This window comes from Methylovorus sp. SPW-M1, assembly GCF_053848825.1.
The window spans coordinates 1,403,403-1,418,037 of the sequence record NZ_CM132626.1; the positions used below are offsets into that span (position 1 = coordinate 1,403,403).

14 protein-coding genes are annotated in these 14,635 nt (G+C 54.1%); 8 read left to right on the forward strand and 6 right to left on the reverse strand.

Translation table 11 applies throughout. The features are described 5' to 3' along the window. Positions 1–206 precede the first annotated feature (206 nt). Entirely contained in the window at positions 207–2,105 is a 1,899-nt protein-coding gene (locus tag ACWWD9_RS06575; RefSeq protein WP_455868077.1) for a SurA N-terminal domain-containing protein, read from the forward strand. 168 nt (positions 2,106–2,273) lie between these two features. Here ACWWD9_RS06575 and ACWWD9_RS06580 read toward each other — a convergent pair whose 3' ends face one another. The 6 genes from ACWWD9_RS06580 to gloB all read right to left on the reverse strand — a co-directional run bounded on the left by ACWWD9_RS06580 (position 2,274) and on the right by gloB (position 9,253). Then, positions 2,274–3,059, reverse strand: coding sequence for an enoyl-ACP reductase FabI (locus ACWWD9_RS06580; protein WP_013442312.1), 786 nt, complete (start codon positions 3,057–3,059; stop codon positions 2,274–2,276). Between the two features lie 104 nt (positions 3,060–3,163). Further along, positions 3,164–4,000: an ABC transporter permease gene (locus ACWWD9_RS06585; protein WP_013442311.1), complete on the reverse strand. Its 837-nt coding sequence runs from the start codon at positions 3,998–4,000 to the stop codon at positions 3,164–3,166. Positions 4,001–4,002: 2 nt separating this feature from the next. Next, the gene (locus ACWWD9_RS06590) at positions 4,003–5,019 is read right to left on the reverse strand and encodes an ABC transporter permease (protein WP_013442310.1); all 1,017 of its coding nucleotides are present in this window, start codon (positions 5,017–5,019) and stop codon (positions 4,003–4,005) included. Positions 5,020–5,028: 9 nt separating this feature from the next. After that, positions 5,029–6,624, reverse strand: a complete 1,596-nt coding sequence (locus ACWWD9_RS06595; RefSeq protein WP_455868143.1) for a peptide-binding protein — start codon at positions 6,622–6,624, stop codon at positions 5,029–5,031. Between the two features lie 91 nt (positions 6,625–6,715). Then, the gene (locus tag ACWWD9_RS06600; protein WP_455868078.1) at positions 6,716–8,428 is read right to left on the reverse strand and encodes a LysM peptidoglycan-binding domain-containing protein; all 1,713 of its coding nucleotides are present in this window, start codon (positions 8,426–8,428) and stop codon (positions 6,716–6,718) included. Positions 8,429–8,500: 72 nt separating this feature from the next. After that, the gene (gloB, locus tag ACWWD9_RS06605; protein WP_455868079.1) at positions 8,501–9,253 is read right to left on the reverse strand and encodes a hydroxyacylglutathione hydrolase; all 753 of its coding nucleotides are present in this window, start codon (positions 9,251–9,253) and stop codon (positions 8,501–8,503) included. Between the two features lie 28 nt (positions 9,254–9,281). On the opposite strand from gloB, the gene ACWWD9_RS06610 reads away from it, so the two are divergent. From ACWWD9_RS06610 to rfbD, 7 genes are read left to right on the forward strand one after another with little or no spacing between them, the layout of a single operon-like run. Then, positions 9,282–10,001, forward strand: coding sequence for a class I SAM-dependent methyltransferase (locus ACWWD9_RS06610; RefSeq protein WP_015830141.1), 720 nt, complete (start codon positions 9,282–9,284; stop codon positions 9,999–10,001). Between the two features lie 2 nt (positions 10,002–10,003). Continuing rightward, on the forward strand, positions 10,004–10,468 hold the full coding sequence (gene rnhA, locus ACWWD9_RS06615; protein WP_015830140.1) for a ribonuclease HI: 465 nt from the start codon (positions 10,004–10,006) through the stop codon (positions 10,466–10,468). Further along, positions 10,465–11,169: a DNA polymerase III subunit epsilon gene (gene dnaQ / locus ACWWD9_RS06620; protein WP_015830139.1), complete on the forward strand. Its 705-nt coding sequence runs from the start codon at positions 10,465–10,467 to the stop codon at positions 11,167–11,169. Before rnhA ends, dnaQ begins: the two co-directional genes overlap by 4 nt. Before the next feature lie 15 nt (positions 11,170–11,184). Beyond that, the gene (gene rfbB / locus ACWWD9_RS06625; protein WP_455868080.1) at positions 11,185–12,261 is read left to right on the forward strand and encodes a dTDP-glucose 4,6-dehydratase; all 1,077 of its coding nucleotides are present in this window, start codon (positions 11,185–11,187) and stop codon (positions 12,259–12,261) included. Continuing rightward, the gene (rfbA, locus tag ACWWD9_RS06630) at positions 12,258–13,136 is read left to right on the forward strand and encodes a glucose-1-phosphate thymidylyltransferase RfbA (protein WP_455868081.1); all 879 of its coding nucleotides are present in this window, start codon (positions 12,258–12,260) and stop codon (positions 13,134–13,136) included. The genes rfbB and rfbA overlap by 4 nt, the downstream gene beginning before the upstream one ends. Next, a complete protein-coding gene (rfbC, locus tag ACWWD9_RS06635) occupies positions 13,136–13,681 on the forward strand; it encodes a dTDP-4-dehydrorhamnose 3,5-epimerase (RefSeq protein WP_455868082.1) in 546 nt (181 codons plus the stop codon). Before rfbA ends, rfbC begins: the two co-directional genes overlap by 1 nt. A gap of 21 nt (positions 13,682–13,702) precedes the next feature. Next, positions 13,703–14,608 (forward strand): dTDP-4-dehydrorhamnose reductase, encoded by a 906-nt coding sequence (rfbD, locus tag ACWWD9_RS06640; RefSeq protein WP_455868083.1) that lies wholly within the window; start codon positions 13,703–13,705, stop codon positions 14,606–14,608. Positions 14,609–14,635 lie beyond the last annotated feature (27 nt).

The window sequence follows — 14,635 nt, forward strand, 5'->3', positions numbered from 1 at the left end:
AATCCAAAGCCCGCGTTTTTATAAACGCGGGCTTCTCTGTTTTAGCTCACCGTTTTTTTCATTTACTCCCTCCTAATCTAGCGTTTCTATGGTGGCATCAGCCGCCATTGCCATGCCGAGTATGGTATATTCTCCGATTAAGTTATTGGCTGAGAGACCCAGGTCTTGCAGCTGTTTAAGGTCATTGAAGAATAAGGCGTATCGTTATGTTGGAAGCAATTCGTGAGCGTTCTAAAAGTTGGCTTGCTAAACTTATCCTCGCTGCAGTTACCATCCCGTTTGCCATTGTTGGTATTGATACTTATCTGAGAGATGCGGGTTCCAGCGTGTCAATTGCCAAGGTAGATGGCGAGTCGATTTCCGTGCAGGAATACAATAACTCGATGCAGCGCTTGCGTAATCAATTGCAAGCAGAGGGCAAAACCGATCCATCCGTACTGGAACAGCCTGACGTCAAGCAATCCATACTTGATCGTTTGATTATCAATCGTCTGCTGAATAATGCCGTAACCAAGAGCCATTTTGCTATTGGCGACGCTGCCCTGAGTGACCACATTATTACGCTTCCCGAGTTTCAGGAAAACGGCAAGTTTTCACAGGAAACCTATGACCGTTTGCTGACCAGCAACCGGCTGACACCTTCTCAATTCGAATCCACCATGCGTACCGATCTGCTTGTGCAGCAAGCGAGAGAGGGCCTAGCTGCTCTGGCCTACCTGCCAGAACCCATCAGCAAGCAAACCCTGGCTACGGAGCACCAGCAACGCGAAGTAACGATTGCTGAAATAAAGACGGCCGATTTTCTTGATCAGGTGAAGGTCGATGAAGCCCAGATCAAAGCCTACTATGATCAGCACAAAGACAAGTTCAAGGTGCCTGAGCAGGTCAAGCTTGAGTTTGTCCTGTTTTCATCCAATAACCTTATTCCGAAAGTGCAAGTATCGGATGAGGAAGTCAAAAAATACTACGACGAAAACGCTGCCAAATTTCAGGGTAACGAGCAGCGTCGTGCCAGCCACATCCTGATCAGTTTCGGCGTGAGTGCGACCGCTGAAGCCAAGCAGCAGGCGAAAAAGCAGGCCGAGGAAGTATTGGCGCAAGTGCGTCAACATCCTGATCAGTTTGCCGATCTTGCCAAGAAGTATTCCAAGGATCCAGGCTCTGCCGAAAAGGGTGGGGATTTGGGAAGTTTTGGTCGTGGCATGATGGTGAAGCCATTTGAAGATGCTGTATTCTCAATGAAGCCTGGTGAGATAAGCAACCTGGTGGAATCCGAGTTTGGTTATCACATCATCAAGCTGACCGAAATTACTGGTCAATCGCAAGGCTTCGATGCTGCCAAGCCGCAAATCAAGGCTGAGCTGCTCTATCAGAAGGCAATTGCGCTGTTTGCAGAGCAAGCCGAGAGCTTCAATAACATGGTCTATGAACAATCGACTAGCTTGAAACCCGTGGCCGACGCGTTTGGTTTGCAAGTGCAACATACCGACTGGATCAGCCATGCAGATGGTGCCAAGTACTTCAAGAGCGACAAGCTGATGAATATGGTATTCGCAGAAGAAGTATTGAAAGACAAGCGCAATACCGAAGCAGTGGAAGTATCTCCCAATAACCTGATTTCGGCTCGTGTTGTTGATTACAAGCCCGCGGCTCCCCGTTCTTATGAAGAAGTGAAGGCGGGTATTGAGGGTGTGCTGAAAGCAGAGCTGGCTGCGAAGCTGGCGATTAAAAAGGGCGAAGCTGCGCTGGCAGATCTGCGTCAGGGTAAATCACCACAGCTGGACTGGATTCCACCTGTCACGATTGACCGTAGCAACGCTCAAGGCCTGACGGATGTCGCCATGAACAATGCGTTCAAGATTGATGTGAGCAAGCTGCCTGCCTATGCTGGCGTGGCCGATAGCAACAAGGGCTACCTGCTGATCAAGGTGAATGGCGTGAACACTCCTCCAGCGAATGAGGATGCCGATAAGGCATCCGCCCGTGAGTTGCAAGCAGCCCTGGCTTCGGAGTATGTTGCTGCTTATGTGAAATCTCTGAAAGACAAGAGCAAGATTACGGTGAATAGCCGGTTGCTGCTGAGTAGCGGAACTGGCGACCAGTAGGGTACTGTTGTCGTATCAGGCATAACAAAAAAGGCGGGGTAACCCGCCTTTTTTGTTGGCCATATATTTCAGAGCCAGGAATGAATCACTCATCTGCATGGACGAAAAAAACGCCCGGTAATCCGGGCGTTTTTTATGCAGCTCTTGCACTACGAAGCCTACAAAGACTTAGTCCATGGTGCCGGCGGCTGTAATATTCATGCCGCCATCGACGTAAGTGATCTCGCCGGTGATGCCGGAAGCCAGGTCGCTGCACAGGAATGCGGATGCATTGCCGACTTCTTCAATGGTGACATTGCGGCGCAGAGGGGCGTGCTTCTCGTTAAAGCCCATCATTTTGTCAAAGCCGGCAATACCAGATGCTGCCAGCGTTTTGATGGGGCCGGCAGACACCGCATTAACGCGTATGCCCTTAGGACCAAGGCTCTGTGCCATGTAGCGTACATTGGCTTCCAGGCTGGCTTTGGCTACGCCCATGACGTTGTAGTTGGGCAGGGTGCGCTCAGCGCCCAGATAGCTGATAGTCAGCAGGCTGGCATTGCGACCTTCCATCATGGGCATGGCAGCCTTGGCCAGTGCGGCAAAGCTGTAGGAGCTGATGTCGTGCGCAATGCGGAAGTATTCGCGGGTGACCGATTCCAGGTAGTCACCATCCAGTGCAACTTTTGGTACAAAGGCAACGGAGTGGACGATGATGTCCACGCCATCCCAGTGTTTGGCCAGCGCGGGGAACAAGGCATCAATCTGGGCATCATCCGCTACATCACAGGGCAGCACGATCTTTGAATCAAAGTCGGCGGCCAGCTTGCCAACGCGCTCTTCGAATTTTTCGGTCTGATAAGTGAAGGCAAGTTCAGCGCCTTCCCGTTTCATCGCTTCAGCAATGCCATAAGCAATGGAGCGATTGCTGAGTAAGCCAACGATCAAGGCACGTTTTCCGGCTAGAAATCCCATGTGTCATCCTTAGAAATAAACTGAATGGACTGATCGCGGCAGGCATCATGCCAAGCGGTGTCGGGTATCCCGGGGATAAGCCGCCACCATGCGGATCAGATTTTTTATCGAGTATTGTTTGTGCGAGGGTCCAGCACGTCTCGCAGGCCTTCGCCGAGCAGATTATACCCTAACACGGTCAGCAGGATGGCAACGCCGGGAAACAGCGAAAGCCACCAGGCGAATTGAATGTACTCCTTGCCATCGGTGAGGATATTGCCCCAAGAGGCTTGTGGTGCCTGCACACCGAGCCCGAGAAAGCTCAGCCCGGATTCCACCAGAACGGCACTGGCAACGCCCAGTACAAAGCTCACCATAATGGGCGTCAAACTATTGGGCAGCATATGAATAAAGATCATGCGGAAGTCGCGTGCGCCCAGGGTTTCTGATGCCATCACAAATTCACGCCCCCGCAAACTGAGGAATTCTGCGCGTACCAGACGGGTGACCCCCATCCAGGAGGTGAGCCCGATGACGATCATGATGTTCCAGATAGAGGGTGTCAAAAAGGCTATGACGGCCAGAATGAGGAAAAACGTGGGAATGGACAGCATGACATCGACCAGGCGCATGATGACAACGTCGACCCAGCCACGGTAATACCCTGAGATGGCGCCCAGCACTATACCGATACTGGTGGCAATGCCGACGGCCACGATGCCCACCAGCAGGGAAATGCGTGCGCCGAACAACATGCGTGAGAACACATCGCGGCCAAGACCATCTGTCCCCATGGGATGTTGCAGGGAAGGCCCGAGGAGAATCGCTTTGACGTCGATGGCGTTGGGGTCATATGGCGCAATGAAAGGCGCCAGTATCGCCAACAGCAGAATGCCGAAAATGATGATGAAGCCACTTAAAGCCAATGGATTGCGCAAGGCCTGGCGCCATTTGTTAGGCATGGTTACATGACTCCCCGTCGCACGCGAGGATCCGCCCAGGCATAGGCGAGATCTGCGATCAGATTACCCAATAGCGTCAATGCGGACCCTATGGTCAGGATACCCATAATGACCGGAAAGTCACGCATAAGAACGGCATCGTAAAACAGCTTGCCCATTCCGGGAATGGCAAAAATGGATTCGGCAATGACGGAGCCGCCTATCAGCCCGGGAATCGCCAGGCCCAGAATCGTGATCAATGGCAGCATGGCGTTGCGCAGGGCATGGCGATACACCACGGTGTTTTCAGAGAGCCCTTTTGCGCGTGCGGTGGTGATGTAATCCTGATGCAGCACATCCAGCATGCCATTACGGATAAACAGCGAAATGCCTGCCAGCCCGCTCAGGCCTGAAATAAATACAGGAAGCGCCAGGTGGGTCAGCGTATCCCACAATTGGCCCCAGGCGCTCATCTTGTCGTGATTAAGGCTATGTATGCCGGAAATAGGCAGCCAGTCATGCACCACGCCTGTCCAGTACATCAGCATTAGCGCAAGCCAGAAGCCGGGAATGGCAAACCCGATAAACACAAACAGGGTAATGGCACGATCTGGTGGTCGATTCTGGGTAATGGCCGACACCACCCCCAAAGGCACCGCCGCAAAAATAATCAGGCCGAGGCTCAAGACATTAATCAATAAGGTAATCGGCAGTGCTTCCTGGATCATGCCCTTGATGACATTACCCTCGGCATCTTTGGTTTCCCAGAATACGGGCTTCTGGTGTGAGGCGAAGGAAGTGCCAAAATCCAGCTTGACCATGCGTTTCAGCCAAAGCCCATATTGCACGATCACGGGTTTGTCCAGATTGTATAGCTCGCGCAGCTTTTGCCGAGACTCTTCACTGGCCTTGGGATTGAAACTGGCTTCCGAGTTGGTGATGTCGCCTGGTGCCAGATGCATGATCAAAAAGGAAATCAGGCTGATACCGACCAGTAGCGGCACCATCCAGAACAAGCGTTTCAAGAGATAGCGGATCATGCATGCACCTTATTGGCTGATTTCATTGCGCCGCAATGGCGGAGGTATGTACCAGTCATAGGAGTTATAACCAATGCCAGCGGGCGGGGCAGGATTATCGATGCCTTTGACCCGCTTGTGGATCGCCGGCAAGCCGTAGCCTGCATACAAGTAAACGATGGGGCTATCGGCGAGCAGGATGCTGGCAAACTCATGGTAGATTTTCATGCGTTTGTCCGGATTAAGCTCCAGCCTGCCTTGCTCCAGCAGTTTGTCCACACGCGGGTTGTTATAGCCGATGAAGTTGAATTGTCCGGGCGCCTGCTGTGAGGAATGCCAGATGCTGTATTGATCGGGGTCCAGGGAAAGGCCCCAGCCCAGCAATACCACATCAAAATCGCCAGTCTTGATGAAGCGGCCAATGAAGCTTGCCCATTCCATGACGCGGATATTGGCGTCTATGCCAATTTCCTTCAGGCGGCGCTGCACCAGCACCGCACTCATTTCGCGTTGCTTGTTCTGATTGGTCAGAATATCAAAGCTCAGACGTTTGCCATCTCGCAACAGATAGCCTTCTTTGTCGCGCCCGGTGTAGCCCGCCGCTGTCATGAGCGCAATGGCCTTGTTGGGGTCGTAAGGGTAGGGTGAAAGATCAGGATTGGTCCAGCGCGTGCCAGGTTTGTAAGGGGAGGACACCGGTTCACCCATGCCTAACAATACACCATCAATCAGTTCCTGTTTGTCGATGGCGTAATTGATGGCCTGCCTGACGCGGATGTCATCAAAAGGCTTGTGCTTGAGGTTAAAGCCCAGATAAGTGTAGTTGTTGCCGAGCTCTTTGTAGAGCGCAAGCTTTTGCTTCAGGTCTTCCCGCGAAGGCACGATGCGTGAGTACTGAATCGGGTTCAGCGTCATCGAGTCAATATTGTCCGCCAGCAACTCCAGAAACTGCGCGGCAGGGTCCGGAATAAAGCGCGATACCAGACGATCAATGCGCGGTGGCCCCTGCGTGGAGTTGGGATTGCGCACCAGTGAAATACGTTCGCCCGCCTTCCATTCTTCCAGCTTGTAGTAATGACTGCCCACTGGCTTGAAGCGGAACGAGGTGGTATTGATATCCTGCCCCTTGAGCAGATGTTCCGGCAATATCTGCAAGCCCGCCCAGGAATCCAGCGCGGGCGCATAAGGATTGGCATAGCTCACTCTGAAGGTTGCCGCGTCCGGCGTTTCGGCGCGTATCACCAGCTTGTAATCCGAGCCATAGGGCGTACGCGTGTTGTCATCGGTGACCAGTTTCCAGGTGAACAGGACATCTGCGCTGGTCAATGGCTTGCCATCGGCCCATTTGAGGCCGGGCTTGAGCTTGAAGGTAATGGTTTTCTGATCAGGCGATACGCTCCAGCTTTGCGCCAGCTCGCCTTGCAGTTCGAGATTTTTATCGTACTTAAGCAGGCTGTTGAAGATATTGCTGGCGACGGCTGAAGCCGCCGCTTCACCTGCAATCATGGGAATAAGCCCACTGGGTTCGCCTGCGGTGGCATCAATCAGCGTGCCGCCAGAGCTGGGAGGGTAGGATTGGTCAAAGTCAGCGGCATTGCCGCCAGGCGCTTTGCTGCAGGCGGTCATCAGCAGGCCGATGGATACCAGAATGCCCATGCGCAAGGACAGGTGTTTAAGCAAAAGCGGCCTTTCCATTAACAAGGGACTTACAAAGGGATCAAGCTTGATCCGGCTTGGCAACGGTGAGTATCGCGCCAGGCACAATACGTGAACCGCTTATCTTGTTCCAGCGCTGTAACTCATCCCGGGCGATATCGAATTTTCTGGCGATGCTCTCCAGCGTATCGCCACGCTGTACTATGTAGCGCTGCTTCTTTTTGCTGGCCACCAGCTTGGCCTTGCTCACGTCAGCCTTGCGGTTTGCGGAGCTTGCGACAACGGCTTTGCTGATGGGGGCAGGGGCGGAAGCGACGTTCAGTATCTGGCCGGGTTTCAGTTTAGAGGACTTTAACTGATTTTGTGCCATCAACTGCTGTGTGGATAATTTGTAACGTTTTGCAATGCTGAGCAGCGTGTCTTTGCCGGTTACCTTATAGCGAATAATACGGGTGCTTTCCACTTGTGCAGCAGGAGGCTCGGCGATATCCACATGCTCGGCCATCACGATGTTGGCGTCCGTTTTGCTGTCACTGTCCATGGGTACAAGCAGGGGCCTTGCCATGATCAGGTTATCGCGCGATGGCAGGTCATTCACGTTACGCAGCTCTGCCAGCGGAATGCCAAACTTGCGGGCAATGTTGGCCATGCGCTCGCCGCGTTTGGCGTGGTAGGTCTGCCAGCTGACCAATGGCTTGTCGTAAGCTTCCAGATTGGCCTTGAAAGTTTCTGCGGTGCCTATCGGCAGCAGGATTTCATGCGCGCTGCCGCTCGCAGTCAGTACCGGCCGGTTGTACTCGGGATTGAGCGACGAAAACTCTTCAAACGAAATTTCGGCCAGCTTGGCAGCAAGGTGTGCATCAATCTGTTGCGGCGCGGTGACTTTGGTGAAATAAGGCCGATTGGGGATGGTCTGGATGTTCAAGCCGTAGAGTTCGGGGTTGGTCATGATGTTTTTGACCGCTTGCAGCTTGGGAACGTAATTTCGGGTTTCGGGAGGAAGGGGCAGGCTGTTGTAATCGGTGGGCAGGCCTTGCTGTCGGTTGCGCGCAATCGCTCGGCTGACAGTACCTTCGCCCGCATTGTAGGCCGCGAGCGCGAGATCCCAGGTGCCAAACATCAGATGCAGCTTCTGCAGATAGGTCAATGCGGCATCAGTGGCTGCCGTCACATCGCGGCGACTATCCACCCACCAGTCCTGCTTCAGCCCAAAATTCTTGCCCGTGGACGGAATGAATTGCCAGATGCCCGAGGCGTGGCTTTTGGAATATGCCTGCGGATTGAACGCACTCTCTACCATGGGCAACAATGCAATTTCCGTAGGCATGCCGCGTTTTTCAACCTCGACCACTACGTGATACAGATAGCGCTGGCTGCGCTCTACCATGCGTCTTACATAGTCAGGACGGGCGGCATACCAGGCTTCATGGGTTGCAGTATAGGGGGAGTCTACCTCTGGCATGCCATAGCCATTGCGTATGCGTTGCCACAGATTATCGGTCGAGACTTGCGCCAGTTCGGCGGCAGAGTGGCCCGGCTGGCTGCTTGCCAGTTCCGGTACATAGTTCAGTACCGGATCGTTCTGCAAGCGTGAGGAAAACTGGATCGAGGGGTCAATGCTACTGTCGCGTATGGGTTCGCTTAGAACGATGATGTCATCACCAGCAAGGTTGCGGTCTGCATAGACGGGGAAGGAAAACGGAAATGCCAGGATAACCAGCTTCAGTATGCGTTGCATAGTCATGAGGCGATGTCTTAAATAGCTGAAATTCATGCAATAGTAGCCAATGCCCGCCTCTCAAGTCAAGGCAAAGTTCAGCTTTAACATGTTCAATTATGTTAATGATTAAAAATGATTTCTCATTTCGCGGATGGCGGTAAAAATAGCGAGCGGATTCGCTTCATGTATGCCGGAAGCTTGCTGGATGGCTGGGCTTGCACAGCGCAGGAAAGGATTGCTCTCGCGCTCAATCGCAAGTGTGCTGGGCAGGCTGGGCAGACCTTGCCGTCTCAACTGCGCGACTTGCGCTTGTCTTGCCAGCAGGGCGGCGTTTTCCGGGTCCAGCTGTCGGGCGAATTTCAAATTGTGTTCGGTGTATTCATGCGTGCAATAGACGGCAGTTTCCGCTGGCAGTGCTGCCAGCTTGTTGAGTGAATCCAGCATCTGGGCAGGCGTACCCTCAAACAGGCGGCCACAGCCTGCACTGAACAGGGTATCGCCACAGAATAGAAGCTTTGCGCCATAATAGGCCACATGTCCGAGCGTATGGCCAGGGACCTCGAGCACGGTCAGCGTCAAGGGCAAGAAGTCGAGCTCTATCTGATCGCCCTCATGCACCGGTTGATGGGTAAAGGCATAGTTCTCGCGTGCCGGGGCATATACCCGAGCCCCGGTTTCGTGTTGCAGTCTTTCCACACCACCGATATGGTCGTTGTGATGGTGAGTGATGAGGATGGTCTGGAGTTGAAGCCCGGATGCGGCAAGTTGCTGCAATACGGGTTCTGCATCGCCTGGATCAACCACTGCCGCCTGGCCATGGGCGTGTAGCATCCAGATGTAGTTATCTGAAAAAGCTGGAATGGGAATGATGTCATACATGATGGGATACTTCGATGTTGAGGAATAAATGTCAATAGACGATCAGCAGTCATGGCTGGCAAAGCCTATTGGTGCCTATCTGCTGGAGCGCGAGCAATGTCTGTTCGACCAGGCCGTGGCCGATGTGTTCGGCTTCAATGCCCTGCAAATTGGCCTGCCGCAAGCCAATTTACTGCAACAATGCCGTATGCCATTCATGTTTCACACGGATCAGGAGCGCGGCGAAGTGCTTAGTGATTCCACCCAGCTGCCTTTTTCTGCCAATACCATCGATTTATTGCTCATGCCCCACACTCTGGATTTCAGTGAGGATCCGCACCAGACCCTGCGCGAAGCCGAGCGGGTACTGGTGGCAGAAGGGCACCTCATGATCAGTGGCTTCAACCCGCTCAGCAGCTGGGGCGTGAAGCGTATGCTAGGCAAGCGGCAAGGGTACCCCTGGCATGGCAACTTTTTACCTTTGTTGCGCATTAAGGATTGGCTAGCCTTGCTGGGTTTTGAGATAATCAGCACCGGCATGACCTGCTATGCGCCACCCTGGGTCAGCGCACGCTGGCTGGAGCGCAGCCGTTTTCTGGATCAGGCAGGTGGGCGTTGGTGGCCGATGCGCGGCGGCGTGTATTTTGTGGTGGCCCGCAAACGCGTGCTGGGCATGCGGGTGATTCGTCCCAACTGGAATGCTGCCAGAATCAAGCCGCGGCTGGTTGCATCGCCCAGCCAGAAAATCAAACGAAATCGAGACAAATAATTATGGCAGTTGAAGAAGGTTGCGTCGTCATCTACGCCGATGGCGCATGCAAAGGGAACCCCGGCCCCGGCGGTTGGGGTGCATGGCTCGCCATGGGCGGTCATGAGAAAGAAATGTGTGGCGGAGAACTGCTCACCACGAATAATCGCATGGAGCTGACTGCTGTCATTCGTGCATTGCAGGCATTGAAGCGGCCTTGCCAGGTCAAAATCTATACCGATTCCGTGTATGTTCAAAAAGGCATTACCGAATGGATGACCGGCTGGAAAGCGCGCAACTGGCGTACCAGTGACAAGAAGCCGGTCAAGAATGAAGACCTCTGGCGCGAACTGGATCAAACCGTGCAGCCGCACAATATTGAATGGCTGTGGGTGAAAGGGCACGCGGGTAACGCGGGCAATGAGCGTGCCGATGCCCTGGCGAATCAGGGCGTGCTGCAAGCCTTGGAGGCGAAAGAACGCGCATGAGACAGATATTTCTGGATACGGAAACCACCGGCCTTTATCCCGCACAAGGCCATCGCATTATTGAAATTGCGGCGGTAGAGGTCATCAATCGCCGCATTACCAGCCAGCATTACCATGTCTACCTCAATCCCGACCGCGAGATAGATGCGGGGGCGCAGGAAGTCCACGGCATTACCCTGGAGTTTTTACAGGACAAGCCACGCTTTGCCGATGTGGTGGGCGAGTTTCTGGACTTTGTGCAGGATTCCGAGCTGATTATCCATAATGCCCCGTTTGATGTGGGCTTTCTGAACGCCGAGCTGGGCCGCATTGAAAAGCCCGGCATCGAGTCCGTTGCCAGTGGCATTATCGACACGCTGAAGATGGCCAAAGAAATGCGTCCAGGGCAACGTAACAACCTGGATGCCTTGTGCCGCCATTTTGGTATTGATAACTCCAAGCGCACCTTGCACGGCGCCTTGCTCGATGCCGAGCTGCTCGCGGATGTGTATCTGGCGATGACGCGTGGCCAGGAGAGCCTGATCATCGATATGCTGGATACCCCGGTGCATAACGATGATAATGATGCCCTGCAGATTCAGGCTATCTCGCAAAAAGTGGTGTTGGCAGATGAGACCGAAACTGCAGCCCACCAGCAATACCTGCAAGGTCTTGCCAAGGGCGGGGCATGTGTCTGGCAAGAGTTGCAGCAAACCGAATAATCGAAAGCACTTATCTTGAACAATACGATTCTGGTGACAGGTGGCGCGGGTTTCATAGGCGCCAATTTTGTACTGGACTGGCTGGCGGCTGGTCTGGGACGCGTGGTCAATCTGGACAAACTTACCTATGCAGGCAATCTGCAAAATCTGCAGGCAGTACAACAGCATCCAGATCATATCTTCGTTCATGGTGATATCGGAGACCGGGCACTGGTAGCCAAGCTTCTCGCTGAGCACAAACCCCGCGCCATTCTCAATTTTGCTGCGGAAAGCCATGTCGACCGCTCCATCCATGGACCGGAAGACTTTATCCAGACCAATGTCGTCGGTACTTTTCATCTACTGGAAGAGGCCCGCCACTACTGGAGCAGCCTTGATACTACTGAGCAGGCTGCGTTCCGCTTTCTGCATGTATCCACCGATGAAGTTTATGGCACGCTGGCGGCGCATGATCCGGCCTTCACCGAGACTACGCCATATGCGCCGAATAGCCCTTACTCGGCATCCAAGGCGGCTTCCGACCATCTGGTACGCGCATATCAGCATACTTATGGTCTGCCTACCTTGACCACCAACTGTTCCAACAATTATGGCCCGTATCATTTTCCTGAAAAACTCATCCCGCTTTGCCTGCTGAATGCCCTGGCGGGCAAGCCATTGCCTATCTATGGCGACGGTCAGCAGATTCGCGACTGGCTCTATGTGAAAGACCATTGCAGTGCCATTCGCCGCGTGCTGGAAGCCGGACGGGTGGGGGAAACCTATAACGTTGGTGGCTGGAACGAAAAGGCTAATCTGGATGTGGTGCAATTGCTGTGTGACATCCTCGACAGCTTGCAGCCTCGTAAGGATGGGCAGAGTTACCGCGAGCAGATCACGTTCGTCAAAGACCGGCCAGGCCATGATCGCCGCTATGCCATTGATGCCAGCAAGCTATACAGCGAGCTGGGCTGGAAACCGCAGGAAAGTTTTGAAACCGGCATCCGCAAAACAGTGGCTTGGTATCTGGAGCATCAGGATTGGGTTGAGAACGTTAACTCTGGCGAATATCGCCGCTGGCTGGATCAGCATTATGCGGAGAGCGCAGCATGAGAAAAGGCATTATCCTCGCCGGAGGTTCCGGCACCCGACTCTATCCCGTGACGCAGGCAGTATCCAAACAGCTGTTGCCGGTCTACGACAAGCCCATGGTGTACTACCCGCTATCGACACTTATGCTGTCTGGTATCCGCGATATCCTGCTGATTTCCACGCCGCAGGATACGCCGCGTTTCGAGCAATTGCTGGGGGATGGCAGCCAGTGGGGTATTCATATTCAATATGCCGTTCAGGCTTCGCCTGACGGGCTGGCCCAGGCGTTTCTGATTGGCCGTGAGTTCCTGGGCAATGCACCCAGCACGCTGGTCCTGGGAGACAATATTTTCTACGGGCATGATCTGGGCAGCGACCTGCATGCCGCCGCCCATCGTACCAGTGGTGCCACGGTATTTGCTTATCCGGTGAATGATCCTGAGCGCTATGGCGTGGTGGAATTCAATGAGCAAGGCCAGGCGGTGAGTCTGGAGGAAAAACCAACTACGCCAAAATCCCGTTACGCAGTCACCGGGTTGTATTTCTACGATAACCAGGTGAGCGATATCGCCGCATCGCTCAAGCCATCGCCACGCGGTGAGCTGGAAATTACCGACATCAACAGCCATTACCTGGCTGCGGGTCAGCTCAAGGTGGAAGTGATGGGGCGTGGTCATGCCTGGCTGGATACCGGCACGCACGAGTCCTTGCTGGAGGCCTCGTTGTTTATAGAAACCATCGAAAAACGGCAAGGCCTCAAAGTGGCCTGCCCGGAGGAAATTGCCTACCGCATGGGCTATATCGATGCCACCAAGGTGGAAGAGATTGCGGCTTTGTACAGCAAGAATGGCTACGGCCAATATCTGACGCGCATGCTGAAAGAAAGGGTGTTTTGATGCAAGTCGTTGCAACGGATTTGCCAGATGTGCTGATTTTTGAACCCAAAGTGTTTGGCGATGCCCGGGGATTCTTTTTCGAGAGCTACAACCAGAATACATTTGAAGCCCTGACGGGTCTCAAACGCACTTTTGTGCAAGATAATCACTCCGCTTCGGCCAAGGGCGTATTGCGCGGACTGCATTATCAGATTCGGCAGCCCCAGGGCAAGCTGGTGCGGGTGGTGGCGGGCGAAGTGCTGGATGTCGCCGTGGATATGCGCAAAAGCTCCCCCAGCTTTGGGCGCTGGACCAGTGCCATTCTCTCGGCAGAAAACCGCCGGCAGATGTGGGTGCCAGAAGGCTTTGCCCATGGCTTTGTCGTGCTATCCGAGTTCGCCGAGTTTCTATACAAAACCACCGATTTTTATGCCCCCGAGCATGAGTGCTGCATACGTTGGGATGACCCCACGCTGAACATTGACTGGCAACTGACCGCACCGCCTGCGCTTTCTGCCAAAGACAGCCGTGGACTGGATTTCCTGTTAGCGCCTTGTTTCGATTAACTTTCCCCTGAATCGCTCCCATTGACTTCTCCCCGTATCTTACTCACCGGTGTGCATGGTCAGGTTGGTCATGCATTGTTGCCCATGCTGGCTACCTGGGGCACGGTCACGGCGCTGGATCGCGCCGCGCTCGATTTATCTGATGAGGTCGCTATCCGCAACACTGTGCGCACATTGCGCCCCGATGTGATTGTGAATCCCGCAGCCTATACCGGGGTGGACAAGGCCGAAACCGAGCCTGAGCTGGCGTATGCCATTAATGCTGAAGCGCCGCGCATCCTGGCGGAAGAGGCGGCAGAGCTGGGCGCGCGCATGGTGCATTACTCAACGGATTATGTGTTTGATGGCCGCGCCAGCAAGCCCTATCGCGAAACCGACATGACCAATCCTCTTGGCGTCTATGGTGCGAGCAAGCTGGCAGGGGAAAGGGCCGTACAACAAGTCGGTCCGCAGCATCTCATCTTGCGTACCAGCTGGGTATATGGCGCTTATGGCAAGAATTTCCTGCATACCATCCTGCGGCTTGCCCGCGAGCGCGATAGTCTGGGCATTGTCGCAGATCAATTTGGTGCACCCACCAGCAGTCACGATATCGCCAGCGCAACGCTTACCCTGCTGAAATCCTGGCAACCAGAGCGCAGTGGTATTTATCACCTCACCAACAGCGGATACACCAGCTGGCATGGCTTTGCCGTCACCATCCTGCAAGAGTATGAACGACTGCAGACCGAGCGCGGCTGGCCGCCACTGCGCGTGTCTTCGGAGGCGGTAAGGGCGATTACGACGGCCGAATATCCCACCCCGGCAGCCCGGCCTGCCAATTCACGGCTGGATGGCGATTTGCTGGAGCAGGATTGGGGTCTCAGGCTGCAGGATTGGCGTCAGGCTTTGGTGCAGGTGATGGAAACACCTGCGCTGTTAGGGTAGGCCTGGGATAAAGCCCGAGGAAGTTTG

Coding starts and splice junctions, on each gene's coding strand:
- ACWWD9_RS06590 (WP_013442310.1), bottom strand. CDS start 5,019: ATGATCCGCTATCTCTTGAAACGCTTGTTCTGGATGGTGCCGCTACTG.
- ACWWD9_RS06600 (WP_455868078.1), bottom strand. CDS start 8,428: ATGAATTTCAGCTATTTAAGACATCGCCTCATGACTATGCAACGCATA.
- rfbC (WP_455868082.1), top strand. CDS start 13,136: ATGCAAGTCGTTGCAACGGATTTGCCAGATGTGCTGATTTTTGAACCC.
- gloB (WP_455868079.1), bottom strand. CDS start 9,253: ATGTATGACATCATTCCCATTCCAGCTTTTTCAGATAACTACATCTGG.
- ACWWD9_RS06610 (WP_015830141.1), top strand. CDS start 9,282: ATGTCAATAGACGATCAGCAGTCATGGCTGGCAAAGCCTATTGGTGCC.
- ACWWD9_RS06575 (WP_455868077.1), top strand. CDS start 207: ATGTTGGAAGCAATTCGTGAGCGTTCTAAAAGTTGGCTTGCTAAACTT.
- dnaQ (WP_015830139.1), top strand. CDS start 10,465: ATGAGACAGATATTTCTGGATACGGAAACCACCGGCCTTTATCCCGCA.
- ACWWD9_RS06580 (WP_013442312.1), bottom strand. CDS start 3,059: ATGGGATTTCTAGCCGGAAAACGTGCCTTGATCGTTGGCTTACTCAGC.
- rfbA (WP_455868081.1), top strand. CDS start 12,258: ATGAGAAAAGGCATTATCCTCGCCGGAGGTTCCGGCACCCGACTCTAT.
- ACWWD9_RS06585 (WP_013442311.1), bottom strand. CDS start 4,000: ATGCCTAACAAATGGCGCCAGGCCTTGCGCAATCCATTGGCTTTAAGT.
- ACWWD9_RS06595 (WP_455868143.1), bottom strand. CDS start 6,624: ATGACCGCCTGCAGCAAAGCGCCTGGCGGCAATGCCGCTGACTTTGAC.
- rnhA (WP_015830140.1), top strand. CDS start 10,004: ATGGCAGTTGAAGAAGGTTGCGTCGTCATCTACGCCGATGGCGCATGC.